This is a genomic window from Sediminibacterium soli (genome assembly GCF_009939225.1).
GTDB classification, from domain to species: domain Bacteria; phylum Bacteroidota; class Bacteroidia; order Chitinophagales; family Chitinophagaceae; genus Sediminibacterium; species Sediminibacterium soli.
In genome coordinates, this window is record NZ_JAACJR010000006.1 from 36,561 (window position 1) to 52,439 (window position 15,879).

The following is a 15,879-nucleotide window of genomic DNA, read 5'->3' on the forward strand; positions in this document are numbered from 1 at the left end:
TTACTCACTCACGACTCATGTCTCACGTCTCCCATTCCCATGCTTGCTGTTTCGGTTTCCCTGCCTACATTTGGTGTTATGTCTGAGAGCAGAACGGTTTCTTCCATCCTGATTGAACAAAAGACGATCTTTTCCGAATACCTTGAAAGGGAAGTGGTGTTTGATGTGTACCTGCCTGTATCGATCGGTTTCCCCGATGAACTGAGTTTGCTGCTGTTCAACGACGGACAGGATCTTCCCAAAATGCCTTTTGACGAAATACTGGAATCGCTGAATACCTCGGGCAGGTTGTCTCCCCTGCTTTGCGTAGGCATCTATTGCGGCGCCGAACGCAAGATGGAGTATGGGGTTGCCTATTCTGCGGACTATAAAGGCCGCGGCGCCAAAGCCGGTTTGTATACCCGGTTTATTTTTGACGAACTGATTCCGTTTATCCGCAAAACCTATAACATTCCTTCTTTCAGGGATAAATCCTTTGCAGGATTTTCGCTGGGTGCGCTCAGTGCGATGGATATTGCCTGGAACCATGGCAGTGAATTTACCCGTGTGGGTATGTTCAGCGCTTCACTGTGGTGGCGCAGAAAAAGTTACGACGAGGGTTATGACGATGAACAGGACCGGCTGATGCACCTGCAGGTACGCAAAGGTATCTTTCATCCCTGGCTCCGGTTTTTTATCGAATGCGGTGAGCAGGACGAAACCGCAGACCGCAACAACAACGGCATCATCGATTCCATAGATGATGCGCTGGATCTTATCTTCGAACTCAAAGCCAAAGGGTATACCGACGAGCATATCCATTACCTGCAAATGCCTTCCGGCAAACACGAGGTGGCCACCTGGGCCAAAGCCATGCCTGCATTCCTGAAATGGGGATGGGGTAAAACAACCTGGTAGCGAGCTGTTTACCGGACCGCTGTATTCCGAGCGATCGTTATTCTTATCAGGGTATAAAAAAAGAGGCCACCCAAAGGCGGCCTCTTTTTTATGATCAGGTAATCAGATTAGAAGATATACCTTACTCCGAGCTGCATACCCCATGTACTGAAGATAGAATTATTGTTGATATAAGTCTTATCGAGCAGCACCTGTTTGGTTGCACCCTGCGGCAGGTAAGTAGCCAGCTGGTAATTGGCCACACCACCGGTAGCGTTTACGTAGCGCAACGGTGTATTGGTGATCGCCAGGCTTCTAACGCCCCAGTTCTTGTTAAAGAAGTTGGCAGCATTCAGCAGGTCTACGCTGATCTGCAGCGTGTGCTTTCGGCTGCCGATATTGGTGAAGATATCCTGTACCAGTTTCAGATCGATCCGGTTGAACCAGGGCTGAATAACACCGTTTCTGGTGGCCACCTGTCCCTTGCGGTTTGACAGGTATTTGTCCTGCTCAAGGAATTTGAAAAAGGCATCAGACTGTTCTTTTGCAGTAAAGGCAGGAATATTGCCCGACGCTGCAATGGGAACAAAGTTAACCTGCGATGCATCGGTTGGGATGTACATCAGGTCGGCACTGTTACCATCGTTGTTTACATCACCGTTATAGATATAGCTCATGGTACCCTGTGCGGCTCCCTCATAATAAGCAGAGATGGTGGTGGCAAAATTCTTAGCGTATTCAAAACGGTAAGACAATGCACCAACTACCCTGTGCGGCACTGCGAAACTTGAATTGGACAATTCAAGATCGTTCTGTGTACGTGAGGTTGGATTGGCAGCCCAAACCGAGTTTGCCTGTGAGCCCGGGTTGGCGGTTACATCCATTGCGGAAGTGAATGTGTAAGCCAGAAAGCCCGACAGTCCTTTGGTAAGCGCTTTGGATACCTGTGCGGTAACTGACAGAGAGCTTCCTTTTTTCGTATTGTCCAGTACCACGGCATTACCGCTTGTTGTGTTCAGCTTTCTGGCAGCAGAAGCGGAGTAGCTCGGACGGGCAATACCCGGTGCCACCTGTACGGTGGCATCAGGCGCTTTCTGGTTTGCATTGAACATGTAAACCGCGTTGATGTCCTTGCTGAAGATGGCTTCCAGGCTATAGCTCCATCCCTTGTTCAGCTGTTTTTCCACACCCAGGTTGGTACGCCAGATCTGCGGGAACTTGAAGTTGTTAGAGATCAGGGCATAGGCGCCGGTGGGCACTGCTGTTCCTCCTTTGGTGGGGAACTGCGTGGGGTTAAGCGTGGTGTTATAGAAAGGATTGTATGCGTGCGGATCGGGGTTGAACAGGAAGTTGTTCAGGTCTGCCGGATTTGAAATCAGCGTGCCGAACTGGTAAGGTCCTACACCGGTTGGCAGGTTGGTCAGGTAAACAAAGGGTATACGACCGGTAAACAAACCGGAACCACCCCTGATCACCATGTTCTCATCAGGTATTTTGGCGCGGAAACCTACCCTGGGAGACCAGTAGACAGTGCTTTTTGGCCAGGCCCCTGTATTGTATTGGGTAATGGAACCGTCATTGCCATACAGCGAGAGATTATTTACCGCGGTATTGGCAAGCGGCTGCTCGGGATATACCGGTTTATCCAACCTCAGACCGGCAATCAGTTTAAAATTGTCAGAGATATTGATCTCGTCCTGCAGGTAGGCGCTCGCCTGTCCCACTTTCAGGTTGGCTGAAATAACGCCATCCTGTCCGGGAATAAGCGAATACGTAAGCGCAAACATTTTAGGCGCCCTGTTGTTCAGGAAATCATCCACGGAACCATACGCATAGTAACCCTGGTTACCCGGCATAAAGCCGTTACCCACCTTCTGGAATTCATAGCTCAAGCCGGCGGTCAGTGTGTGTTTGCCCGCATAGTAGGTAAAGTTATCCGTGATGGTATACACATCGTTGATCACTACGTTGTAGTTGCCGTTGAAGGGTTCGTTTCCGAAGCTGATATAGTTGTTCTTGGCCGTTGGCAGGTTGGCTATATCAACAAACGGGAACTGTGCACCCAGGTGTTGTTTGTCGGTTTTGATCTTGGTGATCGTTGCCAGGAACTGGTTGGCAAATTTTCCGCGGAAATTGCTGGTAAGATCCAGGCTTCCTGAACGAACAATGTCCTTTTGGGTATAGGCGGTGTTGCCGAACGCCATCGCGGTAGACGAAAAACGCTGTCCGTACGTGATGATGTTGGTAGAGTTGGCACCGTTGATGCCACCGCTCTGGCTGGGCAGGAAGGTCTGGGTGTTTACATAGTCGCTGTACTTCAGCGTAAGCTTGGTGGAGGTGCTGATGTTCCAGTCGATCTTACCCAGGATTTTGTGGTTTTTTACCGGCACATTCGGGTTGAAATTGTCGTAGGCACCCGGATCATAGCTATACTTTGATTTCAGGTAGTCAGACACTTTCTGCATATCGGAAACAGGCACAGCGGAAAGGTTACCGCCGCCGGTGCCACCTGCCGGTGTATAGTAGTTCAGCACTGCGGATTTTTCTTCGTATTCACCGTTCACAAAGAAGAACAGTTTGTTTTTGATGATCGGTCCGCCAAGGCTTCCGCCATAGGTTTTGTTATACGATTTTACGGGTTCGGGCAGTTTGAAATCGCCCACGTTACGGCCGTTGTACGACTGGTTCCTGTAAAAGGTATATATCGTTCCCTGCAGTCTGTTGGTACCGCTTTTGGTAACAGCCGAAATGTTTGCACCGGTAAACTGTCCCTGTCTGACATCGAAAGGAGCGATGCTTACGGCAACTTCCTGGATCGCATCCAGCGAAATGGGGTTACCACCGCCGCCGGGTAAGGGATCTGTAGAAAGACCGAAGTTGTTGTTCAGGTTTGCACCGTCAACGGTTACGTTGTTGTAACGGCCGTCCCTGCCTGCAAAGCTGTTTCCGTTTGACTGGGGTGTGAGCCTGGTAAAATCACTGATGCTTCTGCTGATGGTGGGCATCGTGGTCAGCAGGCGCTGGTTGATCACGGTTGTGGCGTTGTTTTTGTCCACACCCGATCTTCTTCCGGTAGCCGTAACCACCACTTCGGAAAGGGTCTTATTCGCATCTGCCAGCACGCTGTTGATGGCGTAGGGTTCGCCAAGTGCGAGGTAAATGTCCTGGAAGGATTCAGTCTTAAGACCTACATATTCGATCTTTACTGAATAAGGTCCGCCTACGCGCAACCCGGGGAGGGCAAAACTGCCGCTTTTTTTCGAAACGGTGGTGTACACCGATCCGGAAGGTGTGTGCGTAGCGGTGATGCTTGCGCCCTCCAGTTCTTTTCCATCCCCTGTTTTCACTGACCCCGTAATACTACTGGTCGTAACCTGGGCCATGGATGCTGCCGCGATCAATATTGTCGACAACATCAATGAAATTCGCTTGAAAAATCTCATAGACATAGTTTTAGATGTGCAAATATCACCCTTTCTGCTGCGCGGCAAAATTCTGCCTCTGTAGAACAGCGTGAAAACCGCTGAAATGGGGAAAAATAAAGGCTTTTAGGGGAAAATAATCCGGCCAATTCCGCTTAAAAATAGGTCAATTCCGGACCCTGCGCAGTAATGTTAAGTTTGCATTACTAATTCTGTAATAGCAGCCTGATACCCAATTGAAAAGACCAGTTACTGCCATAAACGGCGTTTAAACTCTGACTTTCGGGAAAAACCGGCCCCTGCAGCAGCACCGGATTAAGGCGGTATTGCGGCGTCAGGTCCGTCGGACCTGTATATCCTTCAAAATCAATGATCGCCAGCTGGCCGAAAGGCAGCTGGTACTTTTTACCCCAGGATGCGTTGAGCAGGTTGGCCAGATTGGCCAGCTCGCAGCTCAGCTGCAGCACCCGGCGTTTTTTTCCGGGAAGCACCAATTCCTGCACCATCTTCAGGTCCACTGTATGCATAAAAGGCCCTGCGCTTCCGTTTCTTTCGGCAAACTGCCCGCGTTTTTTCCGGAGATAGGCATCGGTTTGGAAGTAGTTTTCCAGGATGGCTTTCTGCTGCGGGGGGGTGATGACCGTTTGTCGGATGACCAGCGGAAGGAAAATACTGCTTTCCAGTTCGCCGGCGCTGGGTATGTACAGCAGTTCAAAACCGCCCGCCCTTCCATCGTCACGCACCAGGCTCTGTCCGCCATATACATAACTGAACGGGAACCCCGACTGACCGGTATAGCTGAGGGACACTGTCAAAGAGCGTCTGTTCGAGGAGAACGGGAATCGTTTCCATGCCGTAAAGCGAATGCGGTGCCCCGGACTGAAATCGGATACGGACAAGACCGGTTCGTTCCGGCCGTTCACAGATTCCGTTGTTCGCCACTGGCTCAGGTTAACGGAACTGGTTCCATCGGTTACGGTAAAAGAGCGGCCCCAGTGATAATGCAGCTCTGTCTCCCAGCGGTTCAGCCATTTTTTGCGTGCAGAAAAGCCGATCTCATAACTATACCCTTTGGCCCCTTCCTGACTGGTCAGCAGAATCACCGAACCGTAGGGATTGCCACCCGGCAGCGGAATGCGTGCGTTATTGGAATCCGTATACACCGCCCTTTCTCCCGCGCCATGCAGTCTTGCTGTCGGCGGCAGCAGGTTCACATTGCGGTAGGCAATACCGCTGAGGGTGATTCCGTACATGGCTTCCAGTGAACAGTTCCAGTCATTAACGAAGTTTTTTTCCACGGAAACGCTCATTCTTGCCAGCGCAGGCATCCGCAGGGTGGCACTGACCAGGTTAACCGGGTCTTTGTTGCCCGTTGCACCCAACTCCGCCGGCATCCATGGGTGGTGGGGGTCGGGTCTGAACCGCATGCGGTTCAGTTGCGCTTTACCGGCCGTAAAACCACCGGTGAACAGGCCGTTGTACTGGTAAACACCGCCCGGCCAGGCAAACGGCATCCGTCCCGAAAAAATTCCGATACCCAGTCTTATACGCATCTTTTGCTCCGGTAAAACATACCGCAGTGAGAGCCTGGGTGAAATGCTTACCGGCATGCTGATCCGGTTTCCGGTCAGCGCCCCCTGCAGCGGGTGATACTGTGCCAGCAAAGGCAGTACGGTATCGTTGAAAAATACATTGGTTGCGGGCTTATCGGGGAAAACATACCGGTCTGCCCGGATGCCTGCCTGCAGCGACAGGCGGGATGATATCCGGCAGTCGTCGTTTACAAACAGGGAGCCCCTGATCACCGTGAAATTTGCTGCGGCCCGGGTATTATCGTTCTGCCCTGCATCGATCATCGAAAATCCCAGCTGGTACCCCGAAGGGCTGGCATTGGTGATAAAATCGCCCGGCGAAGCATAGCTATAGCTGCCCAGCGCATACTGGATAAAAGCATTGCAGATGCGGCTGTATTCGGCATCCACCCCGGCAGACAGGCGATGCCTCCCCAGCCCGACCTGGAATTTGCCGGTAAAACTGCTGTTCCGCTGCCGCAGCAGGTTGATGCCGGAACTGATATCGGTACCGATGATGATGGAACCCGCATCGTCGTAGATACGCACCCGCGGAAAAGGTTTGCCGGCGGGCATCCTGTCGTCATTGACAATGGTATGTGTAACCGATGCAAGGATACTGGCGTTTTTGCCAAGCATGGTCTTCCATTCCAGCGAGCCCGTTGTGTTCTGCGTTGTCAACGCATAGCCCGAATGACTGAAATAAAGGTTACCGGCATCGCTTTGGTTGCTCACTGTTCGCTGCCCTGCCGTATACCGTATGCCCGCGGTCAGCGATTGCAGCGGCGAGGGTTTCCAGTCTACGCGGATGCTGATCCTGTCTGCAAACAACAGGTCATCGGCATGATCAAAACTGCCTGGGTCATAGCCATAGTTAGACAGCAGGTTGGCGGAAAGCAGCGACAGCGTTTTGGCATCACTGGTTTTGCCCTGGTACTGTTCCGTTGAAAAACTGCGGGAAAATAAATTCCGCTCCAGTTCCGTATTCAGGCAATAGAACAGGCGGTTCTTTTTAAATGCGCCCTGTGTGCGGACCCCGTACAAACGATGCGACTGACGGTTATCCTGGGTGGCAGTATTGCGGAAAAAATGATACAGCGAGGTCTGCGACGCATTCGATCCCGCCCTGGTTACCGCGTTGATGGCCGCACCGGTAAAATTTCCCAGCGAGGCATCGTAGGGTGACACCGATACCTGCAGTTGCTCAATGGCTTCCACCGCCACGGGCGAAATACCCGCCTGCCCGCCATTGGTGCCGCTGGCCGCCAGTCCAAACAGGTCGTTGTTAACAGCGCCGTCGATATAAAAGGCGTTGTAGCGGTTGTTCTGTCCGCCAAACGAAACAGCGGCTTCGTTACCGTTTACCAGCCTGGCCCGCGGTGTTGTTTGCAGGTACTGGTACAGATCCCTTCCGGCAACCGGCAGTCTTTCCATTTTTTCCCGGTCGATGATGCTGGCATAGGTATCGGTAACGCCGCGTTTGGCGGATACCGTCACTTCGGCCAGCACCTGCTGCACAGGTGTAAGGACGAATGGCACCTGCCCTTCCTCTCCCAATACCACCAGCACCGTTTTTTTTGCACCGGTATGGTTCACAAAGCCGGCGGTAAGGGTATACGGACCACCCGGTGCCAGGTTGCTGAAAACAAAATATCCCGAGCGGTTTGTCCGGGTAAAAGCCGCGGTTCCGGTTGGCTCGTGCACCAGCTGCACGGTGGCGCCCACCAGTTTTTCTCCCCCGGCAGCCCGTACCTCTCCGGCCAGGCTACCGGTGGTAACCTGTGCTGCCAGCGAATGGATACCTGACAGAACAACCAGTAAAAACAGTCGGCTGCTGAAGGAGAACATATCCTTATTTGAGAGCGAAGAAAGCAGCCGGACTCTGTCCAAACAAGCGTATTTGCCGCAGGCATACACCGTGTAAACAGTTTGCGTTATTGGTAAAAAATACGGGGGCTCCGGTAATTCTCCCTGCCGCGGCTTAATTTTGCACGATAACCATCATTGTTATGTTAAACAGGATAGAGGAAGCGATCGACGACATCCGCAACGGGAAAATGGTGATTGTAGTGGATGATGAAGACCGCGAGAACGAAGGCGACCTGATCATTGCTGCACAGCATACCACACCGGAGACGATCAATTTTATGAGTAAGGAAGCGCGGGGGCTGATCTGCATCGCGCTTACCGAGGAGCGTTGTGCGCAACTGGAGTTAAAACCCATGGTTACGTCCAATACTTCGCTGCATGAAACGGCGTTTACGGTATCGGTCGATCTTATCGGCCAGGGTACCACCACGGGTATTTCGGCGCATGACCGTGCTAAAACCGTGCAGGCCCTGATCAACCCCGAAACCAAACCCTACGAACTCGGCCGCCCCGGGCATATATTCCCGCTTATCGCCAAAAATGGCGGTGTGCTGCGCCGTAGCGGTCATACCGAAGCGGCCGTGGACCTGACCAGGCTGGCGGGACTGCAGCCCGGCGGCGTACTGGTGGAAGTGATGAACGAAGACGGTACGATGGCGCGTTTGCCGCAGCTGGTGGAGATGGCCCGCAGGTTCTCTCTCAAGATCATTTCCATCAAAGACCTGATCGATTACCGGCTGAAAACCGATTCGCTGATCGAGGAACTGGTTCGGGTGGATATGCCTACCCAGTGGGGGCATTTTAAACTGGTTGCCTTCAAGGAAAAAACAACCGGGGGCGAGCACCTGGCCCTGATCAAAGGAACCTGGGAGAAAGACGAAGCGGTGCTTACGCGTGTGCACAGCAGCTGTTTTACCGGTGATATACTCGGCAGTTTCCGCTGCGATTGCGGCGAGCAGTTACACGCGGCCATGGCGATGGTGGAGAAAGAAGGCAGGGGGCTGATCCTCTACATGAACCAGGAAGGAAGGGGCATCGGCCTGATCAACAAACTGAAAGCCTACAAGCTGCAGGAAGAAGGCATGGATACCGTTGAAGCCAACCTGCACCTCGGTTTTGGCATGGATGAGCGCGATTACGGCGTAGGTGCCCAGATACTGCGTTACCTTGGCGCCACCCGGCTGCGGCTGATGAGCAATAACCCGCGCAAACGTGCGGGCTTGAAAGGCTATGGCATCGAAATAACCGATATCGTACCCATAGAAGTGCATCCCAATAAACACAACCGCAAATACCTGGAAACAAAAAGAGACAAACTGGGCCACGAGATACTCGGAGAGCAGGGCTGAGGCCGGATTGGTTTGCTGCGCTGTTTCAGGAGCCGCGAGGAATCAAACAAAAAGGGTTGATCGGCCGGATGGCCAGTCAACCCTTTTCTTTCAGTCAATAAACCAATCTGTTTTTTAAGCAGTGCGGCTTTTGGCGGCTACCTTCTGCGGTAGCCCTGCTGCTCTTCCAATTCCGCGTCTTCTTTTTCCTTTTCCTTGTCGTAGGCCCTGATAATCGATTTTACGAGACGGTGACGCACCACATCTTCCTCTGTAAGTTCGATATGGGCGATGCCATCGATGTTCTTGAGAATGCGTGTGGCTTTATCCAGACCGCTGCGCATATTCCTCGGCAGGTCAACCTGGGTTGGATCGCCGGTGATGATGGCTTTGGCATTGGCGCCGATACGTGTAAGGAACATTTTCAGCTGCAGGTCGTTGGTGTTCTGCGCCTCGTCGAGAATGATGAATGCGTTGTCGAGCGTACGGCCGCGCATATACGCCAGCGGTGCAATTTCGATGGTGCGCGTGCTCATGTAATACCCGAGTTTATCGGCGGGGATCATGTCATCCAGCGCATCGTACAGCGGCCGCAGGTACGGGTCGATCTTTTCTTTCAGGTCGCCGGGAAGAAAACCGAGGCTTTCGCCTGCTTCCACCGCCGGCCGTGTAAGGATGATCTTCTTGACAATTTTGTTTTTTAACGCACGTACGGCGAGCGCTACGGCAGTATAGGTTTTGCCGGTACCCGCAGGGCCGATGGCAAATACGATATCGTTCCTGTCGACCGCCTGAACCATTCTTTTCTGGTTCTGTGTACGCGCACGAACGGTTTTGCCGTTGGGCCCGAATACAAGGATATCGTTGGGATTGCGGTCCACGAAATTATCGACCGTTTCCGCATCATCGCCGCCAAGGATCTGTTCAAAATAATTTTCGCTAAGGTGCCCGTTTCTTTCAAGATACTGGATGATAAGATCAATTTTCTCTTTTGCTGTTTCGATCTGTTCCGGAGCCCCGCTCAGTTTTAATTGTGTCCCGCGGGAGAGGATCTTTAACAATGGGAATTTCTTTTTCAGCAAATCAAGTTTTCCGTTGTTTACACCAAAGAACTCGATGGGATTAACGGAATCGAGGCTAATGATAGTGTCTGTCAAACTGTTCTCAATTTTTAGGTTCACAGATATGGTTCCATACTTCCAACCCGTCCTATCCAAATGTAATCCTACTTGGTCTTCTGTTCCTAATACTTCTTATTCACAGGTGTGGATAGATTGCTTAATACAAATTCCGGACCACGGGAGGAGCGGGAGGGGATATGAAATTATTGTTAACAGGAGGGGAGGAGAACGTGAGACGTGAGTTGTTGGGAGCAGCGGGTGTATGAGCTTCGTTTTGGGTTTGTTAATTTCCTGCATTTTTGAGAGCGGCGATGGTTGCCTGGGGATTGGCGGACTTAAAGACAGTGTTTCCTGCCACGATGACGTCTGTGCCTGCCTTTACGATCGCGGCGGCATTGTCGAGCGTAACACCTCCGTCGATCTCGATCAGTGTTGACAGGTTTTTGTCGATGATCATTTTCTTCAGCGTGCGGATCTTGTCGAGCGTATGGGGTATAAACTGCTGTCCGCCGAAACCGGGGTTCACACTCATCACCAGTACCATGTCTATATCCTGAATGATGTCGCTGAGCAAATGCACGGGCGTATGTGGATTTAACGCCACACCGGCTTTCATGCCCAGGCTTCTGATCTGCTGGATATTGCGGTGCAGGTGCGGGCAGGCTTCGTAATGTATCGTCAGCACATCAGCGCCGGCTTTTTTAAAGGCCTCTGCATAATTGCCCGGCTCCATGATCATTAAATGCACATCGCAGATTTTCCGGGTGGCTTTGCGGATATGTTCGATCACCGGCAGGCCATAGCTGATATTGGGCACGAACCGGCCATCCATCACATCCAGGTGAAACCATTCTGCCTCGCTTTCGTTGAGCATATCGCAATCCCTTTGCAGGTTCAGGAAATCGGCGCTTAACAACGAAGGGGCAATAATGGGCATGGGGTGAATTTTTGCAAAAATAAGAAAGTGCGGCCAAGTGCGTTTTACAAACCGTGTTTCTCCGGCATCTTTACCTGACAGCCGTGTTTATTTTTTCTCGAGCCTTGCCAGCGCCTGCCCCGCTTCTTTGAGAGCGGGGTCCAGCTGCACTGCCCGCCGGTAGTTATCGATTGCCTCTGTTTGGTTGCCCAGCGCTTCCTGGCATTTGGCAAGCCAGTAATACCCATCCGCATAGGTATTGCGGATGGTAATAACGGTTTTGAATACCTGCGCCGCTTCGTTTACCTGTTTGTTATCGAAATACAGGAAACCTTTTTCCATATAGGCTTCCATATAATTAAAATCCGCTGCGATACAGTTATCGAAACTGGCTATCGCTTTTTGCCGCTGCCCCGTTCTTGCATAGTAAACACCTGAAATGAAATGCGTATGCGCCGCATATTCCCTGCCCAGCCGCATGGCAGCCACCTGCCTGGCGAGGTACAAAGCCGTTGTATCTTTTTTCTCGGCGAACAGGTTGGCCGCAGCCAGCAGGGCATCGGGAGCGGGATAGATACGGATGGCATAACGCAGCGAATGCAGCGCACCCGCTGTATCGCGCGTAGCCTGCTGCAACATCGATTTACGGTACCAGAAACCGTAGTTCAGGCTGTCTTTCCTGATCAGCGAATCCATCTGGCCTATCGCCTGCCCGGATGCTCCCAGGCTGTCAAGCGCTTCCACCAGTTGCATACGCAGTCCCGGGCTGTCGGGATAAGTGTTGGCAGTGGTATACAGGCGCCGGATATTGTCGGGCATTTCGTCAGGACTGAGCCGGTCGGCAGGAATATCTTTTGTTTGGTTGCCGCGGCAGGCAGCCAGGCAGGCAAGCAGGATAACGGGGATCCATCTGTTCATAAGGCAAAAATACGGCTGCCTCGGTTTTGGTGATATTTTTTTGGATGCCCGCTGTTGCCGGTGACTTATTTTTGCCGCATAGTAATGTTTATGAAAAAAATCAGCATCCTGTTTTTTCCTGCGGTCATTGCTTTCACAGGCATTGTTTTTGCGCAGCCTGCCGCAGCCGATTCTGTGCTGTTTGCGGGCGAGAAGCATTTCAGGAATGTGCAGCAGCTCACTTTCGGCGGAGACAATGCGGAAGCCTACTGGAGTTACGACGGCAAATACATCGTCTTTCAGCGCACCAATCCCAAAGAAGGGTTGGCCTGCGACCAGATCTTTATCGGCAAACTGCCGGCGCCGGGAGAGAAGTTCACCTATAAAATGATCAGCCCGGGTAAAGGGCGCACCACCTGTGCTTTTTTTCTTCCCGACGGGAAACATATTATTTATGCGTCCACCCACCTGGGTGCGGATACCTGTCCGCCGGTTCCGGATCGTGCCAGGTATGGCAACAAGTATATCTGGCCGCTGTATGACAGCTACGATATATTCATGGCCGACCTGAACGGAAAGATCGTTAGGCAGCTGACTACCGCCAAAGGCTATGATGCGGAAGCCACCCTTTCTCCCGACGGTAAAAAAATGATCTACTGCAGCGATAAAGACGGCGATCTGGAATTGTATGTGATGGATATTGCCAGCGGCCGGGAAAAACGCATCACGCATACCCCTGGCTACGACGGCGGCGCATGGTTCAGTCCCGACGGTAAAAAGATCGTGTGGCGTGCCAGTCGCCCGAAAACAGAGACAGAACTTACAGCGTACAAAACGCTGCTGGCAGACGGTATGGTGGCGCCTACCAATATGGAAGTATGGGTGGCCAATGCCGATGGTTCGGGCGCCAGGCAGATCACCAGCCTGGGCCAGGCAAACTGGGCGCCTAATTTTACGCCAGACAGCAAACGCATTATTTTCTGCAGTAACCACGAATACAAAAGAGGTTTTCCCTTCAATATGTACCTGACGGGTCTGGATGGCAAGGGCCTGGAAAAGATCAGCCGCGACAAAGGCTTTGATGCATTCCCGATGTTCAGTCCTGATGGTAAAAAGATCATCTTTGCATCCAACAGGAACAATGGCGGAACCCGGGATACCAACCTGTTCGTGGCCGACTGGGTAGATTAATACCGTATACGCATACCGGCCATTGCCGGCAGACCGATAAAAGCACTATATTCAATCACGCAAAACCATACGCTATGCAAACCGGTTTTCTTCATTTACATAACCTGCTTCGCTGGGTGATCCTGATCCTGTTACTGGTATCCATCGTAAAAGCCTATACCGGCTGGCAGAAAAAGAAAGTGTTTTCACCGGGCGATAAAAAAGTATGGCTGTTTACCATGATCAGTGCGCATATTACGCTGGTACTGGGATTGTACCAGGTACTGGTGGGCCGGTTCGGGATATTCACCACACAGCTTCCGGAAGGCACCAGTGTTATGAAAGACAAATTCTACCGGTTCTACTGGGTGGAACATCCGGCAGGCATGATCATTGCGATTGCATTGATTACGATGGCGCATGGTATGGCCAAAAAAACCGTGGCAGACGAGGTGAAATACAAAAAGGCTTTTTACTATTTCCTTTTTGCACTGATCGTGATACTCGCCACCGTGCCCTGGCCGTTCAGGGAGATCGTGGGCAGACCCTGGTTTCCGGGAGCCTGATGTTTCCCGCGTTGACCATTGTCAGATGAGGCTGTAGGTGCGGATCGTTATAATAGGCTGTTGTTTTTCTGATCAACGACAAAATGCTACGCATATGAATACGCCTGCCAGGAAAAGTCCTCTGCGCATCGTACTGCTTGCCGGTTTTGTAGCCGGTACGCTCGATATTCTTGCGGCCTTTACGCAATTCTACCTCAAAACAGGCAAGGACCCGCTGGTTATTCTCAGGTACATAGCAAGCGCTGCGGTGGGTAAGGAAAAAGCCTATGGCGGTGGTGCGGAGATGTACCTGCTCGGGTTGCTGTTTCATTATATCATTGCGTATGGACTTACGATCTTTTTCTTCTGGCTGTACCCTTACTGGAACGTGTTGGGCCGCAACCGTTTTATCACCGCGGTGATCTATGGCATTTTTGCCTGGATGGTAACCGCCCTTGTGATCGTGCCGCTGAGCTTTATCGGGAAATTTCCGTCCGACCCGGGCCAGGCAGCCATAGCCATCCTGATACTGATCTGTATGATCGGGTTGCCGCTGTCTTTTATCATAGGCAAATACCACGACAGGAACGTGCATATCGATGAAGTGCTGTAGCGATGCGGCACCGGTTGAATACAGGCATGAAAACCATAAAACACCATTCATGAAAACAAGGCTGCTACTACTGACCTGCTTTTTACAGGTGAGCGTTGTGTTTGCACAGAAACAGAACAGTTCCGAATTATTTGATGGCAAAACCTTACAGGGCTGGCGTACCTACCAGCACAAACCCGCCGACTCATGGTTTGTTGTTGACGGAATGCTTGCCAACAAGGGCAACAAAGACCCCAATACCAGGCATGCAGACCTGATCACCGAAAAACAGTATGAAAATTTTGCGTTGTCGGTCGACTGGAAAATAGCGCCGCAGGCCAACAGCGGCATACTGTACCTGGTAACGGAAGACAATCCGGCTTCTTACCAGAGCGGACCGGAATACCAGCTGATCGACGACAAAGGCTATCCCGCCAAACTGGAGGAATGGCAGAAAACAGGCGCCAACTATGCCATGGATCCGCCGCTGACAGATGCCACCAAGCCTGCAGGTGAATGGAATCATACCGAGATCATCGTCAACAAAGGCAATGTAACGCATTGGCTGAACGGCAAAAAAGTAGCGGAGTATACCATCGGCAGCGATAGCTGGAACCAGCACAGGACTTCGGGTAAATGGAAAGACACAAAACCGTACGGACTTGCAAAAAAAGGCCATATCGCATTACAGGATCATGGCGGAGAAGCCTGGTTCAGGAATATCAGGATACGCGAATTATAATGCGCGGGCCGATAAGACCGATCATGCTCCTGGCGTTCCTGGCGGCCATATTGTTTGCTGCCTGTAGTCCGTACAAACTGATGCAATGGCCGGTGAGAAGCGCGGAAGCGGGCAGGGCAGGGGCAACCGAATTCTACCAGACAGTGGCCGCCTGGAAATGGCGCGAGCGGGACTCGCTGGCAAAAGCCTATATCCTCTCGGGCAATTACCCTTCTTTTCTCCGGCAATTCGCACCGGTGCATGCTTCGGTAACCGATAGCGTATCGGGGCAAAGAACCGATGCGGTGTACTATGTTTCCCAGGATTATTTATCGCTCGGCACCGATGATGACTGGGCAAGGATTCCGCTGACACCGATGGCGGCGCAGGTGATTGCAGACAGTTTTCATTGTTTTCTTCCCACCAGAAAAATCGTGAACGATATTTACGCGCAGGCAGCGGTAAAACTGGCGCCTGTTCCGATGTATGCCTTCCGCGACAGTTCTGTAACCATGTGGCAGCACCACCTGATCATAGAAGGCCAGCGCAGGGGGCGTAAGGGACTGATAGCTGGTATCAAGAAAGATGTTGTACTGTCGGGGAAACTAACCAGGGAAGCGCGCCCCGACCGCGAAGCCATTTACGGCTGGCACAAACCCGATGGCAAACCGATACAGCCTCTCTATACCGGCCATATCAGCTGGTGGGTTGATTACAGCCATGGTATCCGTCTTGTTTACCGTACCATATGGGTGAACCGTAAGCCGATGGATTATACCGAAGTGTTGAAAGATCCCAAACTGCAGCATCTGCTGTGTGATGAAGAGGGCTGCGATATGTGGCGGTATTAA

General features: G+C 51.9%; 12 protein-coding genes. 7 read left to right on the plus strand and 5 right to left on the minus strand.

The window, feature by feature from the left end; translation table 11 throughout:
* Nucleotides 1-78: 78 nt before the first annotated feature.
* On the plus strand, nt 79-897 hold the full coding sequence (locus tag GWC94_RS04105) for an alpha/beta hydrolase (RefSeq protein WP_161833759.1): 819 nt from the start codon (nt 79-81) through the stop codon (nt 895-897).
* 107 nt (nt 898-1,004) lie between these two features.
* On the opposite strand, the gene GWC94_RS04110 is transcribed toward GWC94_RS04105, so the two are convergent.
* Complete coding sequence (locus tag GWC94_RS04110) at nt 1,005-4,325, minus strand: TonB-dependent receptor (RefSeq protein ID WP_317163429.1); 3,321 nt, start codon at nt 4,323-4,325, stop codon at nt 1,005-1,007.
* A gap of 179 nt (nt 4,326-4,504) precedes the next feature.
* Nucleotides 4,505-7,759 (minus strand): TonB-dependent receptor, encoded by a 3,255-nt coding sequence (locus tag GWC94_RS04115; RefSeq protein WP_161833761.1) that lies wholly within the window; start codon nt 7,757-7,759, stop codon nt 4,505-4,507.
* A gap of 119 nt (nt 7,760-7,878) precedes the next feature.
* Here GWC94_RS04115 and GWC94_RS04120 point away from each other — a divergent pair, with 119 nt between their 5' ends.
* Nucleotides 7,879-9,087 carry a bifunctional 3,4-dihydroxy-2-butanone-4-phosphate synthase/GTP cyclohydrolase II gene (locus tag GWC94_RS04120; protein WP_161833762.1) on the plus strand — a complete coding sequence of 403 codons (1,209 nt, stop codon included), beginning with the start codon at nt 7,879-7,881 and terminating at the stop codon, nt 9,085-9,087.
* Between the two features lie 137 nt (nt 9,088-9,224).
* Here the strand turns inward: GWC94_RS04120 and GWC94_RS04125 are convergent, their stop codons facing one another.
* The 3 genes from GWC94_RS04125 to GWC94_RS04135 form a co-directional block, all read right to left on the minus strand.
* A complete protein-coding gene (locus GWC94_RS04125) occupies nt 9,225-10,223 on the minus strand; it encodes a PhoH family protein (RefSeq protein ID WP_161833763.1) in 999 nt (332 codons plus the stop codon).
* A 247-nt stretch (nt 10,224-10,470) separates the two neighbouring features.
* A complete protein-coding gene (rpe, locus tag GWC94_RS04130; protein ID WP_161833764.1) occupies nt 10,471-11,124 on the minus strand; it encodes a ribulose-phosphate 3-epimerase in 654 nt (217 codons plus the stop codon).
* An 87-nt stretch (nt 11,125-11,211) separates the two neighbouring features.
* Nucleotides 11,212-12,021, minus strand: a complete 810-nt coding sequence (locus GWC94_RS04135; protein ID WP_161833765.1) for a tetratricopeptide repeat protein — start codon at nt 12,019-12,021, stop codon at nt 11,212-11,214.
* 90 nt (nt 12,022-12,111) lie between these two features.
* Between GWC94_RS04135 and GWC94_RS04140 the strand changes: the two genes are divergently transcribed.
* The 5 genes from GWC94_RS04140 (at nt 12,112) to GWC94_RS04160 (ending at nt 15,879) form a co-directional block, all read left to right on the plus strand.
* Complete coding sequence (locus GWC94_RS04140; RefSeq protein WP_161833766.1) at nt 12,112-13,191, plus strand: TolB family protein; 1,080 nt, start codon at nt 12,112-12,114, stop codon at nt 13,189-13,191.
* A gap of 74 nt (nt 13,192-13,265) precedes the next feature.
* Nucleotides 13,266-13,736: a hypothetical protein gene (locus GWC94_RS04145; RefSeq protein ID WP_161833767.1), complete on the plus strand. Its 471-nt coding sequence runs from the start codon at nt 13,266-13,268 to the stop codon at nt 13,734-13,736.
* Between the two features lie 94 nt (nt 13,737-13,830).
* A complete protein-coding gene (locus GWC94_RS04150) occupies nt 13,831-14,328 on the plus strand; it encodes a hypothetical protein (protein WP_161833768.1) in 498 nt (165 codons plus the stop codon).
* A gap of 49 nt (nt 14,329-14,377) precedes the next feature.
* Nucleotides 14,378-15,049, plus strand: coding sequence for a 3-keto-disaccharide hydrolase (locus GWC94_RS04155; protein WP_161833769.1), 672 nt, complete (start codon nt 14,378-14,380; stop codon nt 15,047-15,049).
* A gap of 23 nt (nt 15,050-15,072) precedes the next feature.
* Nucleotides 15,073-15,879, plus strand: a complete 807-nt coding sequence (locus GWC94_RS04160) for a hypothetical protein (RefSeq protein ID WP_161833770.1) — start codon at nt 15,073-15,075, stop codon at nt 15,877-15,879.